This is a genomic window from Chryseosolibacter histidinae (genome assembly GCF_018598225.1).
Taxonomy (GTDB): Bacteria; Bacteroidota; Bacteroidia; order Cytophagales; family Cyclobacteriaceae; genus Chryseosolibacter; species Chryseosolibacter histidini.
The window spans coordinates 1-18,235 of sequence record NZ_JAHESF010000005.1; the positions used below are offsets into that span (position 1 = coordinate 1).

Annotated in this window: 13 protein-coding genes and 1 riboswitch; of the genes, 6 read left to right on the forward strand and 7 right to left on the reverse strand. The window is 50.1% G+C overall.

Annotated features, from left to right (window positions below; all coding sequences use genetic code 11):
- The 3 genes from KK083_RS06270 to KK083_RS06280 form a co-directional block, all read left to right on the forward strand.
- A partial coding sequence (locus KK083_RS06270) for an NAD(P)/FAD-dependent oxidoreductase (RefSeq protein ID WP_254161755.1) occupies nucleotides 1-407 on the forward strand: 407 nt, incomplete at its 5' end.
- 32 nt (nucleotides 408-439) lie between these two features.
- Nucleotides 440-3,748, forward strand: coding sequence for a translocation protein TolB (locus tag KK083_RS06275; protein ID WP_254161756.1), 3,309 nt, complete (start codon nucleotides 440-442; stop codon nucleotides 3,746-3,748).
- A 72-nt stretch (nucleotides 3,749-3,820) separates the two neighbouring features.
- Nucleotides 3,821-4,699, forward strand: coding sequence for a YicC/YloC family endoribonuclease (locus KK083_RS06280; RefSeq protein WP_254161757.1), 879 nt, complete (start codon nucleotides 3,821-3,823; stop codon nucleotides 4,697-4,699).
- 214 nt (nucleotides 4,700-4,913) lie between these two features.
- Here the strand turns inward: KK083_RS06280 and KK083_RS06285 are convergent, their stop codons facing one another.
- Nucleotides 4,914-6,074 carry a formimidoylglutamase gene (locus KK083_RS06285; RefSeq protein ID WP_254161758.1) on the reverse strand — a complete coding sequence of 387 codons (1,161 nt, stop codon included), beginning with the start codon at nucleotides 6,072-6,074 and terminating at the stop codon, nucleotides 4,914-4,916.
- A 209-nt stretch (nucleotides 6,075-6,283) separates the two neighbouring features.
- Between KK083_RS06285 and KK083_RS06290 the strand changes: the two genes are divergently transcribed.
- Complete coding sequence (locus KK083_RS06290; protein ID WP_254161759.1) at nucleotides 6,284-7,987, forward strand: sensor histidine kinase; 1,704 nt, start codon at nucleotides 6,284-6,286, stop codon at nucleotides 7,985-7,987.
- Nucleotides 7,988-8,131: 144 nt separating this feature from the next.
- On the opposite strand, the gene KK083_RS06295 is transcribed toward KK083_RS06290, so the two are convergent.
- From KK083_RS06295 to fabG, 6 genes are all read right to left on the reverse strand, one after another.
- Nucleotides 8,132-9,235, reverse strand: coding sequence for a transporter (locus KK083_RS06295; RefSeq protein WP_254161760.1), 1,104 nt, complete (start codon nucleotides 9,233-9,235; stop codon nucleotides 8,132-8,134).
- A 93-nt stretch (nucleotides 9,236-9,328) separates the two neighbouring features.
- Nucleotides 9,329-9,868, reverse strand: coding sequence for a hypothetical protein (locus tag KK083_RS06300; RefSeq protein WP_254161761.1), 540 nt, complete (start codon nucleotides 9,866-9,868; stop codon nucleotides 9,329-9,331).
- Between the two features lie 172 nt (nucleotides 9,869-10,040).
- Nucleotides 10,041-11,264, reverse strand: coding sequence for a homoserine dehydrogenase (locus KK083_RS06305; protein WP_254161762.1), 1,224 nt, complete (start codon nucleotides 11,262-11,264; stop codon nucleotides 10,041-10,043).
- A complete protein-coding gene (locus KK083_RS06310; protein ID WP_254161763.1) occupies nucleotides 11,261-12,304 on the reverse strand; it encodes a homoserine O-acetyltransferase family protein in 1,044 nt (347 codons plus the stop codon). Before KK083_RS06310 ends, KK083_RS06305 begins: the two co-directional genes overlap by 4 nt.
- Before the next feature lie 43 nt (nucleotides 12,305-12,347).
- A complete protein-coding gene (locus KK083_RS06315; protein WP_254161764.1) occupies nucleotides 12,348-13,670 on the reverse strand; it encodes an O-acetylhomoserine aminocarboxypropyltransferase/cysteine synthase family protein in 1,323 nt (440 codons plus the stop codon).
- A 306-nt stretch (nucleotides 13,671-13,976) separates the two neighbouring features.
- Nucleotides 13,977-14,098, reverse strand: a riboswitch (SAM riboswitch).
- A gap of 301 nt (nucleotides 14,099-14,399) precedes the next feature.
- Nucleotides 14,400-15,146, reverse strand: coding sequence for a 3-oxoacyl-[acyl-carrier-protein] reductase (gene fabG / locus KK083_RS06320; RefSeq protein WP_254161765.1), 747 nt, complete (start codon nucleotides 15,144-15,146; stop codon nucleotides 14,400-14,402).
- A 151-nt stretch (nucleotides 15,147-15,297) separates the two neighbouring features.
- Between fabG and lpdA the strand changes: the two genes are divergently transcribed.
- Together lpdA and KK083_RS06330 are read left to right on the forward strand one after the other, a co-directional pair.
- Nucleotides 15,298-16,686 (forward strand): dihydrolipoyl dehydrogenase, encoded by a 1,389-nt coding sequence (gene lpdA, locus KK083_RS06325; protein ID WP_254161766.1) that lies wholly within the window; start codon nucleotides 15,298-15,300, stop codon nucleotides 16,684-16,686.
- A 284-nt stretch (nucleotides 16,687-16,970) separates the two neighbouring features.
- On the forward strand, nucleotides 16,971-18,137 hold the full coding sequence (locus tag KK083_RS06330) for a PQQ-dependent sugar dehydrogenase (protein WP_254161767.1): 1,167 nt from the start codon (nucleotides 16,971-16,973) through the stop codon (nucleotides 18,135-18,137).
- Nucleotides 18,138-18,235: the final 98 nt, after the last annotated feature.

Here is an 18,235-nt window from a genome sequence, read left to right on the forward strand (position 1 = left end):
CCACCCAGACAATAAAAACCGGGGCGAAAACACACGTAAGCCTGAACCGTGGCGTTTATATGGTTCCGGGAAGTGTGCCGGATGAGTACCGGGTTGGGGCGACGTATAATTTCCATGACCAGACACCCGGCATCACAGGGCAGGGAAGGGAGGAGCTTGAAGAAAAACTGCAGCATCTGATCCGGTTTCCTTATGAGGTTCTGCAGCAGGATTGGGGATTTCGTCCTACCACCCATGACCACAGGCCACTGCTGGGCGCTCATCCGCAATATCCACAGCTGATTATTTTTAATGGGCTGGGAACAAAAGGTGTGAGTCTGGCACCTTATTTTTCGGACGTTTTAATCCGCTGGACAGAAAATAAGGGCAGCCTGAACAAAGATGTGGCTGTAACTCGTTATAAATGATTATATTGAATTCCCCAAAAATGAATATGGCCTTGAGAAGAGGAATTTTCGCTACGCTGTTGGTGCTTTTGTTTGTCAGTGGTCAGGTAGATGCTCAGTATATCCCGGAAGTATTTGGCAAGAACAGGATCCAGTACAGGCAGTTTAACTGGCAATACCTCAGTGGTGATAATTTCGATGTTTATTACTACGATGCCCGGAAAGCCGTAGCCCAGAACACACTTGAATTCCTGGAGGCCGAATTTGACCGCATTACAGATCTCATCGGGTATCCCCCTTACTTTAAGACCAAGGTTTTTCTTTATAACTCACTGGCTGACCTTCGCCAGAGCAACGTAGGCCTGAACCGCACAGTTTTTACAGTTAACGGTGAAACGGAATTCATCAAGCCCTATGTGGAAGTAGCCAATCTTGGAACAGCCCAGGAGTTCAAGGAAGAATTGCTGTTCAAGATCTCCGAGCTGATGGTGAACGAGATGATGTTCGGCGGAAGCCTCAAAGATATTTTTCAAAGCTCGCTGCTGATGAACCTTCCTGACTGGTTTGTCGATGGCGCCTCACTGTACGTTGCCAAAGGCTGGAGCGCCGAGATGGATGATTACATCCGCCAGCTGATGCTTGCCAGGAAAGCCAAAAAGATCACCCGCCTCATCGGCCCGGAGGCTGCGCTGGCAGGCCAGTCTGTGTGGAACTTCATTGCTGAAAAGTACGGCAAGAGCAGTGTGGGCAACATCCTCAACTACACACGCATTACCCGCAACGAAGAAAAAAGCATTCAGATCACCCTTGACGTGAGCTTCAAGCAGCTCATGAATGAATGGTACAAATACTATTCAGACATGGCTACCAAGGTAGGCCAGTCTTATGTAACGCCCGCCGACTCCACACTCTTTCGCCATCACCACAACAGGACCACGTTCTTTACAACGATCAAGCTGAGCCCGGATGGACGTTACCTTGCTTACGCGGAGAATGACCGGGGCCGTTACCTCGTGAAGGTGCGCTCGCTGGCCAACGGTCGTGAAAGGACCATCGTATCCGGTGGCAGCAAGGTGATCAACCAACGGGTCGACTATCGCTCACCCCTCATCAGCTGGGCAGATGCTAACACGCTGGGCGTTATCGGCCTGAAGCATGGACAATATGTTTTCTGGCTTTATGACCTGAGCTCACGGTCTAAGCTGCCGCGTGAGCTAGACAGGTTCAGCAACGTGAGGAGCCTGAACTTTTCCGGCAATGGGCGCCTGGCGATCGTAAGTGCCGATTTTGAAGGAAGGAACGATCTCTTCCTGATCAGCTCGCGCAGAGACCGGGTGCGCAGGCTTACCAACGATCTTTATGACGACCTCGATCCCAGCTTCATTCCTGGCTCAAACCGCATCATCTTCAGCTCGAACCGGAACACCGATACGGTCAGGGTCACCAAGCAACCCCAGTTCGGCCAGATGCCCGAGAACTACAACCTGTTTGTGTTCGACCTGGATACGACTAAAAATGTGCTGAAGCGCATCACCAATACGTTGAGCAAGGACTTTGCGCCACTGGCCTTCGACGATCAGAATTTTTATTACCTCAGCGATCAGCGTGGCATTGTGAACCTGTTCAAGTACGATCGCAGCCGCGGCATCTATTCGCAGGTCACTAATTTCTCTTCCAGCATCAAGGATTATGACCTGAATTTTGCCAACAACACGCTGGCCTTTGTGACCACGCGCAAGATGAAGCAAAGCATCTACATCAGTAAAGACTTTAACCTGAACAGGCAGGTCTTTACGCCGCCCACCCGGAGAAAAGAGCTTCAGCAGGCAAGGGTAGTGAGGGAAAGACGCAAGCGTGAAGAGAATAAGAACATGAGCATCAAAGACCTGCTTAACTCCAGGTTAAAAGAGGCCAGAGATACCGTCCCCACGTCACCATCCGATACCACAAGCGGTGTAAAAATGAAAACCGATTCAGTATCGCAGGCTGATACGGTAAAGAAAGCAGACAACGTGGTGAATACTGATAATTACCAGTTCGATGCCCCTAAAAAGGAACAGGTGGTGAGCACGGATAATTACAAGTTTGAGGATGACGCATCCAAGCAGAATCCTCCCGCCAATGGCTCTTTCCTTTCCCTTTACATGAAAGCGCGTGAGAAGAGCCGCATCACAGGCCCGTTCCCCTATGAAGAAAAGTTCAGCGCCGATAACCTTGTAGCCTCCCTGGTCATCGACCCGATGCGGGGCCTGGGTGTATTGCTCGAGACCCAGATGAACGACATGCTCGAGAATTACCGTTTCCATGGTGGCATCATGTCTACCCTTGACCTCAGGCAGGGCGATGTGTTTGCCGAGTTCGAGTACCTGCCGCGGTTCATCGATTTCAGCGCACGGTTCGACAGGCGCGCCATCCGGTACGATCCTTTCGCTTCGGTCTTTAAGTACACCTTCCATAAGTTAGAGTTCGGCGCTTCGATCCCGTTCACAGACAGGATGCGGCTTACGCTGAAACCTTTCGCTGCCATTGCCAGCTCGATCTACCTGGGCGAACAGCCGTTCCCCACCCATCCGCCGGATGCCACCACTACCAATAACTATTACGGTGGCGGAAAATCGGAGCTCGTATACGACAACTCTGTCACAACCGGTATGAACCTGATGGAAGGAACCCGTGGCAAGATCACATTCCAGCATTATCAGGGCCTTAACAACAGCCAGAACAGCTTCAGCAAGGCTACCATCGACGTCAGGCATTATCAGAAGATCTACAAAGAGATCGTTTTTGCAGTGCGCGGATATGCCGGAACATTTTTTGGCAACTCGCCCAAGAAGTTTTTGCTGGGCGGTATGGATAACTGGCTCTTCAACAAGACCCAGATCGATGGTGTTGACAGCGAGAACCGCTACAACCCGCTGGGGATAAGAGGAGAGAACCAGGATGTGCTTTTTGTGGATTACGCCACCAACCTGCGTGGATTCAATTATGCCACCATCTTCGGTAACAGCGTAATGCTCATGAACGCCGAGTTCAGGGTGCCTTTGATCCGTGCCCTTACCAACGGACCGATCGCTTCCAACTTCTTCCGGAACCTTCAGTTCACCGCGTTCTACGATATCGGCACCAGCTGGTCGGGTGCTCCGCCCTTCACGTCAGAGAACAGCGTGAGCTACAACGTTATTCAGAACGGACCTTTTGAAGCGCAGATTAAGAACTACCTCAATCCATGGCTGTACAGCTATGGCCTTGGGGTGCGCACTGTGGTTTTCAGCTACTACCTGAAGTTTGACCTGGCATGGCCGGTTGAGAACTACGAGGTAGGAAAACCCCGGGGCTTCCTCACACTCGGGTTTGATTTCTGATTTTCCAAAACATTTTATCGATCTTGCAGCACGGAAGGCATCTTTGCTTTCCGTGTAAACATTTTATTGTACATGATCAAATCCATGACAGGCTTCGGCCAATCCTCTTCAGATGACGGCCAGTCGCGCCTTTACATCGAGGTGAAGAGCCTGAATTCCAAATTTCTTGACCTGAACCTTCGCATTCCCAAAACATTTTCCGACAAGGAAATGGAAGTAAGGAACCTCATCAGCGAGATCCTGGAGCGCGGAAAGGTCTCCGTTTCCATTGAATATGAGCGTGTGGCCAGCGAACAGATCAGCCAGACCTACAATGAAGCGTTGTTCGTGGCTTACTACAATGTGCTGAAAAAACTGGCCGACAGGGTTTATTCGCCGTACGAGCCGTTGTTCCAGATCGCCCTGAGCTCACCCGATGTGATCCAGAACAACACGAAGGAAGAGGTCAGTGACGAGCTGTGGCAGAAAGTGAGGAAGATGCTGACAGAAGTGTTACAAAAATGCGACCGCTTCAGGGTTGACGAAGGAAAGGTGCTGGATGACATGATGAAAAAATGTTGTGAATCGATCGAAGAGAACCTCGAACGTATCAAAGAGCTCGATCCCAAACGTGTGGCCCGCATCCGTGAGCGACTGCGTGGCAACGTAACATCGTTCTTCGGCGAAGAAGGTTTTGACGAGAACCGCCTGGAGCAGGAGATCATTTTTTACGTCGAGAAACTCGACATCAATGAAGAGAAGGTGAGGCTGAAATCGCACCTCGATTATTTTTTAAAGGCCCTTCGCGAGCCGCAGTCGAATGGCAAGAAGCTGGCCTTCATCACACAGGAGATAGGCCGGGAGATCAACACCATCGGCTCCAAATCCAACGACGCCGATATGCAGCAGCATGTTGTGCTGATGAAAGAGGAGCTGGAGAAGATCAAAGAACAGTTGAATAACGTGCTTTAAGAGTCCACAGTCGACGGTCCACCGACCACAGCATACCTCCTTTGAAAACCGCCATCCGGAGTGTGCTCGTGTGCGTATCTAATTCGAGTGTATGCCTTTTGAATCGCACTTCGTTCAACGGGATTCTTCGCTCCACACATGCTTCCCACAGTCCTCGCTCTGAATGACGGAGTGATCCTGCTGTGGACTGTCGACTGTGGACCGTGGACTCTTCTCAGATAAGTTTCGCCAGTGTACTGATATACCTTTCCGGAACTTCCCCTTTGATAGCGGTCTGGTAATCGTTGTAGCTGCAGGGTACGATGCTGTTGCGGGCGTAACGTTCGCGGCCATTGGGATAGGGCACTTCCATCCACCATTTTTCGCTGAACTTGCTTTTGTAGAACTGGATCACCTCCGGCTCCACGGGCATCGACACAGTGTATTTCAGGAAGTCGTTGCTTCTGAAATTCGATTCATTCTTGCGGCAGTAGTAACCCTCTATAAAATACCAGATCATGGTGGCGATCACTGCGGCGGTTTTTTTGTGCGCATCGTCGTGTTGTGGGTTGTACTCATAGAAGCCTATCGAGCTCAGCTTTTCATTGAGGCCTGCATACCAGCAGATCTGGCAAGCTTCTTCTCCCGAGAGTCCGAAAGGTTGCGCCGAAGCATTGCCAGGGGCGTCGGCAGAACGGATGGCCGTTACATCGAACGAGAGCAGGTCTGCATTTCTGATGGCGGGCTCCACCTCCTGGATGTTGGTGCGGATCTGCCCGAGGCGAAATGCTTCGAAGTATAATTTCTCCAGGATCGAGATAGACAAGGGGTCGATGAGGTAGCTCTGGTAAGCCAGGTGTGTGTAGCTGAACAGGTAGTTCGGCTCATGCAGCAGGATCTTGTGGATGTGCTGGCGGCTGGCACCCGACTCATTTTTATCTTCCAGGTCGAGCATGGCGTCAACGTTCAGGATACTTACCAGCTTCTCCATCGTTTCGTAGGCACAATACTGTCCGTAGTCGAGGTCATGCGTGCCTCCGATGAGCACGGGCAACACGTTCCGCTCCAGCAGCATGCGGCATACTTCGCTGATGCGCACGTAGGTCTCTTCCAGGTCGTGGCCCAGGTTGAGGTTTCCGAGGTCTACAATGCGATAGGCGCCGGTGCCGCGTTTGAGGTTATACAATTTCTTACGGATCTCGTCTGCCCCTTGCGCTGTGCCGGCGTTCGAGCGCGTGCCCCGTTCTTCTTTAATGCCTATCAAAGCGATGTGCGCGTCTTTGTAGTCGGGCATCTTTTCGCCGAAGACGCTGATGTTCTTGAAAAAACTTGTGGAGGAGGTAATGTCGCGGTAGACAGTTTCATCAACAGGCGAAAAAAGGATAGTCAGGTCCATGCAGTCAATTATGGGGTGAATATAATTTCACAGTTCCACATTTGCGAAGGTATTCAAAGGAGCTTTTGCTCGGGGCGCGGCCTCCGTTTAACCTGTAAAATGGTCATACAACCTTCCATAGGTCTCATTAACAGCCGTTTCTTGGCGTTACTGCTCCTTATGTCAATATTCGCCTGACCATCAGCGTTTTACTTATGCAAGCCAACATTATGCTTAAATACAGCTCTGATCTTCGGATCATCCTGGTCGGATCTCTTTTTTACGCATCGGCATGCCTGGGACATTTTCTCGCCTTCGAGAACACGCCTACTTTGCCTGCGTGGCCTCCTTCGGGGATCGCTTTTGCGCTCATCATCTTAATGGGACGTTCTGCCTGGCCCGGTATTATGATCGGATCGCTGCTCGCCAACGTCATGGCCCAGTGGAACCATGCATCGCTCCCGGCGCATGCTATTATTGTGCTCTCCTGCATGACGGCCGCGGCCAGCACCATCGAAGCGCTGATGGGCAACTTCCTGGTAAAACAATGGATCAAAAATGATTACCCTTTCAAAAATGCGCGAAATGCCTTTCAGTTCCTGCTGGTAACGTTGCTGATGTGTGTGGTGGGAGCGGTGCTTGGTACTTCCGGATTATGGCTCAGCAATGTGGTAGACACGCATGAGCTCTTAAAAACAGCGCTCTCATGGTGGGTAGGCAACGTGGTCGGTATCCTGCTGTTCACACCGCTGGTGCTATCGATCAATTATTTCAGGCGCTTCAGGCTCTCTTCAGAAAAAGCCCTCGAAGTGGGTGTGTTCCTGCTTTTTGCTGTGGCGCTGCTCCTGCTTTTCAGATTCAACACCTTGAATCCTACCATGGAGCATGCACTGCCGTTCCTCATCCTTCCGTTTTTGCTGTGGCTTGCGTTCAGGTTTGAGCTCATGATAGCGATGGCCGGGGTGCTGCAGGTATCGCTGCTCTCGATCTACATCACCATACAAGGCGCCGGTCCCTTTGTGCTTGACAAACCAGACTACTCCATGATGCTGCTGCAGATCTATGTGGGCGTTACGAGTGTGTCGACCATTGTGTTATCCGCTACCGTGAGAGAGCGTATGGAGGCACAGCGCGCGTTGCTCCAGTTCAATGAAACACTCGAGGCAAAAGTGCAGGAGCGCACCCATGCCCTGAATGAAGAGATCAATACCCGGAAGCGTGCTGAAGAGAAGCTGCAGGGTAGCAACTACGAGCTCAGCAAACGCAATGTGGAGCTCGACAATTTTGTATACAGTGTCTCGCACGATCTCCGGGCGCCCGTGGCCACCGTTCTGGGGTTGATAAACCTTGCCAAAAAAGACAACGATCTCGAGATGAAAGACCTTTACCTCGGCATGATCGAGAACAGTGCAAAACAGCAGGACCATTTCATCCGCGAGATCCTGGATCAATCAAGGAACTCCAGACTTGAAGTGAAACGTGAGGAGATTTTTTTCGAGCCGATCATCGAAGAAACATTCGATCAGCTGAGGCATGCCACCGTCATTAGCCAACCCGTGGAAAAGATCATCAACATACGGCAGGAGAAACCTTTCTATTGCGACCGGTGGAGGCTCAAGGTGATCCTCAATAATATTATTTCAAATTCCATCCGGTACCGCAATGGAAAAGATCCCGTGATCAAAGTGAATGTGGAGGTCGATAGCCGCGGCGCAAAAGTTGAGATCGAAGATAACGGCAAAGGTATTGGCAAAGAGCACCTGGGCCACGTCTGCAAAATGTTCTACCGCGCCACTGACGACGGTGCCGGCTCAGGCTTGGGACTTTACATTGTAAAAGAGACTGTGGACAAGCTGAATGGTTCCATCAACATCCTCTCGGAAATTGGTAAAGGAACCATGGTGAAGCTGAATATTCCGGAGGTTTTGAACTAGTCGTCGGATATAATTGACAATTGACAAATAAACAATTGACAACGTTAGCGGTTAAGTTCACAGTGATGCTTTTAATTCAAACTGAAAAGAACACTTTACATTTAACTCGCACCTGTTGTCAATTGTTATCTTGTCAACTGTCAACTACTTAGCCAGCTTGTAAGCGTAGCTTACAGAGATCAGCCAGTCTGCAAAAGCGGCGTCACCAATGGTGTAGGTGCCGGTCTGCTTGGTTCTCTCCTTATCAATGGTATTTTGAGTTCTGTTGCGTTGCAGCGCGATCGGGAAATTAATGCCGAAGCTATGCTTGTGGGTGGTGTAACCCACTGATGGCTCTGCGGAGATAATGTATCCGGGCCTGCGGAAACCTTCGCTTTTGCCGATAACATCTTCTGAAGGAATGCCTTCATACCGGGCGCCGGCGGCAACCTGGAAATTTTTAAAGCTGTAACGTGCGCCCAGGCGGAAAAGGAACTGATCGCACACAGAAAACTCGTTCGACTTTGGAATATTGTTCGTGAGTGTGGCGCTTCTGAGAATACCGTTGGTGTTTCTCGGGTTGAACATGTACAAGCCCGTTGCATACGCCGAGAAATGTGTGCCGAACAGGTAATTTGCATCATACTCGAGGATGTAACCGAAGCCACCGTCACCGAGCTGGATCGACTGGTCAACCACCCTGTAAACAAGTGTGTCCTGTCCTTCGGAGCCTTTTTTATGGAAGTAGTCTTTCGTGTTATAGTTTCCGGTGGGAAGCTTAAAGCCCAGGCCTACCGTTACGTGAACCTTGTGTGTTTGCACCGCCGCGTAATAGGTGCTGATGCGCACGTCACCAAAACCTTTTGCCTGCGTGTGGAATCTTGGATTGAGTGTGGGATTGCTTTGTGTGGGATTGCCATAATGCTCGTAGAGTGAAGAACGGTCTATGTCCATGTAAGGAATGGTGGTGGCAACGGACCAGTGCTTGTTAAAGGTGTATGAAACACCCAGCAGCACAGAATTGTCGTGGTTGATCACTTCCGTATGTTCTTTTACGCGGTTCTCTTCTTCCTCTTTTCCCCTGAAATGTTTGTATGAGCGGAAGTAGCGATAGTTCAAAGAGAGCTGGAATCCTTTTACTTCTTCTTCATTCAGGTTCATGGCGCAGGAAGACATATTCCTCACGGCCACACAGCCTTGTGCTAACACAGACTGGGTGATGGAGCAGAACAGCATGGAGCATATCAATGCGTAAAAATATCTTTTCATATGATTGGGTTAGGGTTAAAACAAAAATAAGGAATACGATAAAATGAGCGTATGGTCAGGTGCGCTCTGAAAAACAAAATCAAAAAAAATGAATTATGCCTCGGGCGGTGGAGAAGGGATCACGTTGCTGTGATGAGGCAAAAAGAAAATTTTTAAGGTCAATGGAAGCTCTTTGGACCAGCCCTGCTGATGAAGCAATGCAGCGGTAGCAACCGGTTCAAAATCCTTTAAGAATTTACCGAAGAGATGAAGTGTGTTGTCTGTGGATGACGGAAGATCGTTCGTCATTTTCGCGTACTCGTTCATGGTCTTCACGAGCTTTTTCTGCTGACTGTCCCGGATGCAGATCACATACAGGGTATCGTGCGCGTGCTTTTGTTTCACGAGCTTGTAGTGTTCTCCTTTGTATTCGAATTTTCCATCCACGCGTTCATAACCGCGTTGCTGAAGTGGATAAGGTAGTGTTACAGGGATCTTCAGCTCAACAGTTTCCGCTTCTGCATAGAGGCCGGCATCGAGCTTTTCAGTTAAAGCCTGGTCCGCATGCGCGCGCAACCCCCAGAATACAATGTAGTAACCACCTACATTGAAGAGGAAAACGAGTAGCAGAAGTATGGAAACAGCTCTTTTCAAGACATTTACTTACCCTATTTTAGGCATTAAATAAATGAACTCAAAAAGATACCGTCTAAAATTGTTTTAGACCAGGATTTTGAGGATTAACAGGATTAACTGGATTAGATGGCCACTCTATTCGTGCAAATTTGATTTTTCCTGTACATCCTGTAATCTTATAAATTCCCGGTCAGGCAACCGCCAGCTGAACGGCAGCAGTGGCTGATTCGGCTACGATAGCTTTGGGTGCCAGAATGATGCCCACGCCCTCCAGTTTAGACAGCGATTGCAGCTTCTGCAGCGATATTTTGCCAACCATGTATTGTTTGCCCTGTGCTGCGTAGCCCGACTTGAACTCATCGAAGTCGCTGATGGATACCTGGTTCAGGTGGTCAAAGCTTACAAAGGCCTCCACGAGCAGGTCGTTCGAGAAAACGAGGTCTGTATCCTGGTGATGCTTTTTGTATTCGTAGGTATAATCATAGGCCAATGCCGAGATATCGGATAACACGGCAGACCCTGTGGGGTAGCTACCCGCTCCCTTGCCGATGAAGAGTTGAGTTTCGGCAAAAGCTCCGCGTACCTGCACGGCATTGAATTCATTCCGCACCGTGGCCAGCGGATTTGTATTGTCGATGAACTGGGGAGCCACAAATCCATAAACTTTTCCATTGCTTTTGAAGGCCCTGGCGATAAGCTTGATGGCGTAGTTGTTCTCCTGCGCGAATTTCAGGTCGAGGTCCGAGATCCTGTCGATGCCGATGTTGATCACCTCTTCAGGCTGCACGAACAATCCAAACGTGTGGGCGATGGCGATCACCAGCTTGAACTTCGGATCGAAGCCTTTCACATCGAGGCTTGGATCGGATTCAGCAAAGCCCAGCTCCTGTGCCTTGCGCAGCGCTTCGGCATAACTTTTCTTTTCTTCAAATACTTTGGTGAGGATGTAGTTGGTCGATCCGTTGAAGATGCCTTCAATGCTGCTGATGAGATCGTTGTCGTAATATTCTTCCAGGTTGCGGAGAATGGGAATGCTGCCGCACACGGCGCCTTCATAGAGCACCGGCTTTCCGTGTTTCTTCTGGAGGTTGTAGATCTCTTCGAGGTGTTCGGCCAGCATTTTTTTGTTGGCGGTTACCACGGCTTTGCCATGCTGCAGCGCAGTTTTTACGATCTCGAATGCGGCGCTGGCGTCGTCGATCAGCTCAACAACGATGTCGATCTCGGGGTCGTTCAGGATCTCCTCTTTTTCATAAGTGAAAAAATGCTCGTCAATAGGCCTCGACTTGAGCTTGTTCTTCACACATATTTTTTTGATCTCGGCTTTGATGCCATGGGTTTCGTGGAGCACGTGGTACAATCCCTGGCCAACGCAACCAAAACCGAATAATCCTAACTTGAGATTTTTTTTCATACAAGAACTTCGCTATAGATTTTTTTAAAATAATGTTTGATGATCTTCTTCAGGTGTTCGAACTCCACGAGGAATCCGTCGTGACCATACAGTGAGCTGATGACCTCGAGTTGTGCCCCGGGGATGTTGTCTGCCAGGAACTTTTGCTCGTGTGGCGGAAACAGGATGTCACTGTCAATGCTCAACACCAGTGTTTTTGCTTTGATGCTGCCCAGCGCGCTTTCAATGCTAGTCCTTTTCCTGCCTACGTTGTGGCTGTCCATTACTTTTGACAGGGTCCAGTACGTGAACGTGTTGAAACGTTTCGAAAGCTTGTCGCCCTGGTACTGCTGGTACGTAGAAGCGCGGAAGTCATCGATGGTCTCGTTGTTCTTTTCGCTTTGTGTTTCCTGGTAAGTCTGGTACTGCCGGTAGGAGATCATGCCGATGGCGCGTGCTGCCTTCAGGCCCTGGATGCCTGCCCGTGGATCGTTCTCCTTCCAGGTGGGATCTGCCTCGATCGCCATGCGCTGTGCTTCGTTGAAAGCCACACCCCACGGCGAGTGCCATGCGTTGCACGAAATAGGAATGATGTGCTGAAAAACTTCAGGCTGCAAGATGGCCCACTCCAGCACCTGCTGCCCACCCAGCGAACCTCCGATCAAAGTTTGCACACGATCGATCCTCAGCTCCTGCCGCAGCAGGTCTAACGCTTTTACAATATCACGCACGGTGATCAGGGGGAAATCGTGGTAATACGGTTTGCTACGCTGCGGATCCAGCGAAAGCGGCCCGGTAGATCCATAACATCCGCCCAGCACGTTGGCGCAGATGATAAAATGTTTTGCAGGATCGAAAGGTCCGTCAGCTGTAAATAATCCTCCCCACCAGTCTGTGAAGTCGGCGCTTCCCGTGAGGGCATGACATACCCATACTACGTTGTTACGTTCGGCATTCAGACGGCCTAAGGTGGTGTACTTGAGCTGAAAGCCGGCGAGTGATTCTCCGCCTTCCAGCTCAAATTTTTGGTTGTAGCTAAATGTGTGATCGTGTTTTTCCATACTTCACGCTCCAGTTGTGGGACGGAGCAATCTTTCTTTATTGTTATGATACGAGCGCTCCTTCGAACACCTTTTCGAAGGCTTGTTGAAAATCGGCTTTGATGTCGTCTATATGTTCAAGACCTACAGAAACACGCAGCAGGTTCGGAAGAACACCCGCGGTGATCTGCTCTTCTTCGCTCAGCTGCTGATGCGTTGTTGCTGAAGGTTGTATGATGAGGGTCTTGGCGTCGCCGAGGTTGGCCAGGTGACTTACCAGCTTCAGGTTGTCTACCACCTTGGTAGTGTGCTCCTTGCTCCCCTTCAATGTGAATGACAGCACAGCGCCAAAACCATTGCGCAGGTATCGCTTGGCAAGCTTGTGGTAGGTGCTGCTTTCCAGGCCGGGGTAGTTCACACTTTCCACCAGCGGATGATGCTCCAGCCATTGTGCAAGATCAAGCGCATTGTCTACAGCACGCTGCACACGGAGCGACAATGTTTCCAGGCCTTGCAGGAACAGGAAGGAGTTGAAGGGACTGAGCGCGGGACCGAAGTCGCGCAGGCCTTCCACCCGTGCCCTGATGATGAACGCGATGTTGGGAAGACCCAGCGGATTGTTCTCACCGAACACTTCACCAAACTTCAGCCCGTGATATCCTTCAGACGGCTCCGAGAATTGAGGGAACTTTCCGTTCGCCCAGTTGTAGTTGCCGCCATCCACGATCACCCCGCCGATAGACGTGCCGTGACCGCCGATCCATTTTGTAGCCGAGGCAACCACCACGTGGGCACCGTGCTCCAGCGGACGGAAGAGGTATCCGGCAGCGCCGAAAGTATTGTCGACAATGAGTGGCAGATCGTTTCTTTTTGCCAGCGCGGCGATGGCCTGGAAGTCAGGGATATTGAAACCCGGGTTGCCGATGGTTTCGATGTAGATAGCTTTGGTGTTCTTGTCGATCAGTTTTTCGAAAGCTTCCGGCTTGTCGCCTTCTGCGAACCGAACGTCTATGCCGAGGCGTTTGAAAGCTACCTTGAACTGGTTGTAAGTTCCTCCATATAAAAAGGAGGTCGATACGAAATTGTCTCCGGCCTGAAGGATGTTGTTGAGGGCAATGAACTGCGCAGCCTGGCCCGAGCTTACCGCCAGCGCGGCTACACCACCTTCGAGCGCAGCGATGCGTTTTTCAAACACGTCGCTGGTGGGGTTCATGATGCGGGTGTAGATGTTACCAAATTCTTTTAATGCAAAGAGGTTGGCACCGTGGGCTGAATCTTTGAATGCGTAAGAAGTGGTTTGGTATATCGGTACTGCGCGAGAACCGGTTGAGGGATCGATCTCCTGGCCTGCGTGCAGTTGTAATGTTTCGAAACGTAAGGTTGACATGGCTATAATATTTTGAATGTTTTGAATCGTGTTAAAAAAAACTGTTGGATGGAATATAGCTGTAACCATAGCTGCCTGTCACATGGCAGGGTCATAAGCTACTTTGTTGCTGTAAGCGATGCGCTATTTTGAGAGATCAGCAACAAGAGTCGCAACAACAGCAGCATGCTTCCGCATGGCGGCAGTTGCGCATAAAGCAGCAAATGTCTTCGAATGATGAGGTGAGTTGATGGACGAAAGCACTCAAACCGACAACGCGGTCGAATCCTGTTTTGAGAGTGTGGATGATGTTTTTCATTTTTACTCGGTTTATATTTCCCTGACCCGGACTTTCCGGATCAGTGTCAGGATTTAGCACCTTTTCACCCTGAAAGGCGAGGGTTGCTAGCGTTTCACAGAGCCTGTCTCTCCACGCTTCTTTATAAATCGATGAGCAGAAGTGCTTTTTCGACTTTGATAACACAAACGTAGAGCCTGAAAACATGGTTTCCAAGCTCCACATTAAAAAATTTTTATCTCAAGCTGCTGACGATTGTTAGTTGTAATCGTACAACACGGTCATTTTCAGCATTTTAACGATACCAGGTACGAAGTACGAATGACGAGGTACGAAGCCGGCTATCGATCGAAGGCTCATCCCTCCTGACTCCTTACTCCTGGCTCCTGGCTTCTTTTTTCCAGGTTACGAAGTACGATATATGAGGTACAGAGCTATCGATAGAAGACTGACTAAGTGAGCATTCCACCATCAACCTGCAGCACCTGTCCACTGATGTATGACGACATCTCTGAGCCGAGGAACACGCAGGCATCGGCAACGTCTTCAGGTTTGCCACCGCGTTTCAACGGAATGGCATCGCGCCAGAGCTGTACGGTCTTCTCATCGAGCTTGCCGGTCATCTCTGTTTCGATGAAACCGGGAGCGATGGCATTGGCACGGATGCCACGTGAGCCTAACTCGAGCGCCACTGATTTGGTGAATCCGATGATACCGGCTTTGGAAGCGGCGTAGTTTGCCTGCCCCGCATTACCTTTCAGTCCCACCACCGAGGTCATGTTGATGATGGAGCCGCCTTTTTGTTTCATCATTGGTTTGGTAGCGGCCTTTACCGTATTAAAGCATGATTTCAGGTTTACATTGATCACCCTGTCCCATGCTTCTTCATTGAGTCTGAGCAGCAGGTTATCCATGGTGATACCGGCATTGTTAACGAGTATGTCGAGTGTTCCGAAATCGGAGATCACTTCATTCACAAGCTTTTCGGCCTGGCTGAAATCGGAGGCATCGGAGCGGTAACCTTTGGCTTTTACACCTTTGGCGCTGAGCTCTGCTTCCAGCGCCTGGCCCTGCTCCACGCTGGAGAGGTACGTAAAAGCAACATTGGCGCCTTGTTCGGCATACCGGATGGCGATGGCCCGGCCTATTCCCTTGGAGGCTCCTGTAACGAGCGCGGTTTTTCCCTGGAGTAATTTCATAGTTTAAGATTGGGTATAGTTCAAAAACGGGTCAAAAGTAAATAAATCATGCCGATTTGGGGTAAAAAACTCATAGCCGGGGAGGTTAAAAGTCTCTTTTTATTCATCAAACTCCGGTTTATCTTTGGCAGCGAATTTTAAAATCAACACTATGTCAAAATATGATCTGATCGTCATCGGGAGTGGTCCCGGTGGTTATGTAGCTGCTATCCGGGCTTCTCAACTGGGAATGAAGGTAGGCGTGGTAGAGAAGGCCGAGATCGGCGGAATCTGTCTTAACTGGGGCTGTATACCCACCAAAGCATTGTTAAAGAGTGCCAATGTTTTCGAATATATCAAGCATGCGAAGGACTATGGTGTTGAGGTGAAAGATTTCAAAGCTGACCTGCCTAATATGGTGAAGCGCAGTCGCGACGTGGCTGCCAGCAACAGCAAAGGCGTTCAGTTCCTCTTCAAGAAGAACAAGATCGATCTTATCGAAGGTTACGGCAAGCTGAAGAAAGGAGGCAAAGTTGAAGTGGATGCAGCCGGTAAAAAGACCGACTACGAAGCAAAGAACATCATTGTGGCCACGGGCGGAAGATCGCGCGAGCTGCCCAACCTGAAGATCGACGGTAAAAAGATCATCGGCTACCGCGAAGCTATGGTGCTGGACACAGTGCCTAAAAAACTTCTCGTGGTTGGCTCCGGCGCTATTGGCGTTGAGTTCGCTTACTTCTACAATGCCATCGGTACAGAAGTTACCATCGTTGAGTTCCTGCCGCGCATCGTGCCGGTAGAAGACGAAGAAGTTTCTAAAACACTGGAAAAATCTTTCAAAAAATCAGGCATGGCCATCCACGTGAACTCTGAAGTGACCAAGGTGGATACGTCAGGCAAAGGTTGCGTGGCTACCGTAAAAACACCCACGGGTGAGATCAAGATCGAAGCAGACATCGTGCTCTCTGCGGTAGGTGTCTCTACCAACATCGAAGGCATTGGTCTCGAAGATGTGGGTGTGAAAACGGATAAAGGAAAAGTTATCGTTGACGATTTTTATAAGACCAACGTGCCGGGTGTTTATGCCATCGGCGATATCGTGAAAGGCCCGGCCCTTGCACACGTGGCTTCCGCCGAAGGTATTATCTGTGTTGAAAAAATTGCAGGACACAATCCTCAGCCGCTGGATTACAACAACCTGCCGGGATGTACTTATTGCTCTCCGGAGATCGCCTCGGTTGGTTACACCGAAGAAGCCGCCAAGAAAGCCGGTTACGAGATCAAGGTTGGCAGGTTTCCGTTCAGCGCTTCCGGTAAAGCGAAAGCTGCCGGTGCTACCGACGGATTTGTGAAAGTGATCTTCGATGCCAAATATGGCGAGTGGTTGGGCGCGCACTTCATCGGTGCCAACGTTACTGAAATGATCGCCGAAGTTGTGGCAGCGAGGAAGCTCGAGACCACAGGGCACGAGATCATTAAATCAGTTCACCCGCATCCTACCATGAGCGAAGCGATCATGGAAGCAGCCGCTGCTGCGTACGGTGAAGTGATCCACCTGTAGTGTGAAATAGCCCACGGTCCACGGACCACAGTCCACAGTAGTTCGAAGCTACTTTTAAGTACACGGGTATTACCGTGGACTGTCGACTGTGGTCTGTGGACTCTTCAAATACAGAAAGGCTGTCTGCGATGACGGCCTTTTTTATGTCAATGGGTATCGCTGCTCTACAGAAACGGTTTCTACGTTTTCCGGTATAAATTACCCAGCCTTATTAAAAAACGTATGAGGTATGCGCTTTGAGCTTACCTGTGGCGAATGGCACAACCGCCGTTAATGCTACAGTTATGAAAAGACACATGCTACAATCCGCAGCCTATGCTGCATTCATTTTTCTCACAGGTTACTTGCTGATAAGTTGTGACGACTGGTTTGGAGACGATGATGATGACGATAAAAAAAGTACCGGTGCCAACTACGTGGATCACCTCGACACTCCCTGGGAAATGACCTTCGCGCCGGACGGAAGAATGTTTGTGACCCAACGGCCGGGGAGCATTGTTGTTATCGAGAACAATGAACAAAAAGTATGGGCCGAGCTCGACTCTGTAGTGGAAGAGGTTGGTGAATCGGGTTTGTTCGGCATAGAGATAGATCCGGAGTTCAGTCAGAACCGGTTCGTCTATTTCGCTTACACGTATGCCGCCAGCAAGTCGCCGCTGCGATTGATGAACAAGATCGTTCGTTATAAAGATAACGCAGGCACGCCCGTGTTCGATAAAGTGATCATCGATGGCATTGAAGGAAATTATCTCCATAATGTAGGCGCGCTGGAGTTCGGACCGGATGGCATGTTGTACTGCACCGTGGGCGAGATCTTCAGGCCGGAGCTGGCCCAGGATAAGAGCGTGCTCAATGGCAAGATCCTGCGCATGACCAGGGATGGCGCTGTTCCTGCAGACAATCCGTTCCCGGGTTCGTATATCTATTCCCTGGGTCATCGCAACCCTCAGGGTATTGCTTTTCAGCCAGGAACAAACCAGTTGTGGAGCACAGAGCACGGACCTTCCGAAGAGCAGGGATGTTGTATGGATGAGATCAACCGCATTATGCCGGGCAGGAATTATGGATGGCCCGTTATCAGGGGAGGCCAGCAACAGGCTGGATATGAAACACCGGTCTACAACAGCGGAGATACCGCAACCTGGGCGCCCACAGGTGGTGTCTTTCTTACGCAGGGCGACTGGTCAGGTTCGATGCTCTTCACAGGCCTGAGAGGGAAAGCGCTTTATCGTGCCGTATTCAATGCAAGTGACCCCTCAAAGATCGACAAGGTGGAACGTTACCTCTATAATGTTTTTGGTAGGTTGAGAAATGTGGCCGAAGGTCCTGATGGCAGGATTTACATCGCTGTCAGCAACCAGGACGGACGCGGAGATCCGTCAGGCGAAGACGACAGGATCGTTGTGATGACCCAGAAAGAGCTGGCGTCACAGCAGCCCGATCTGAAGTAATACAACCGGTCTCTTGAGAATTTCAATCCCTCAAAGAGTTTACAATGAAGCTTTCTGTGTTTGGTGGAAAAAAAGAAAGGCTGCCAGTGATGACAGCC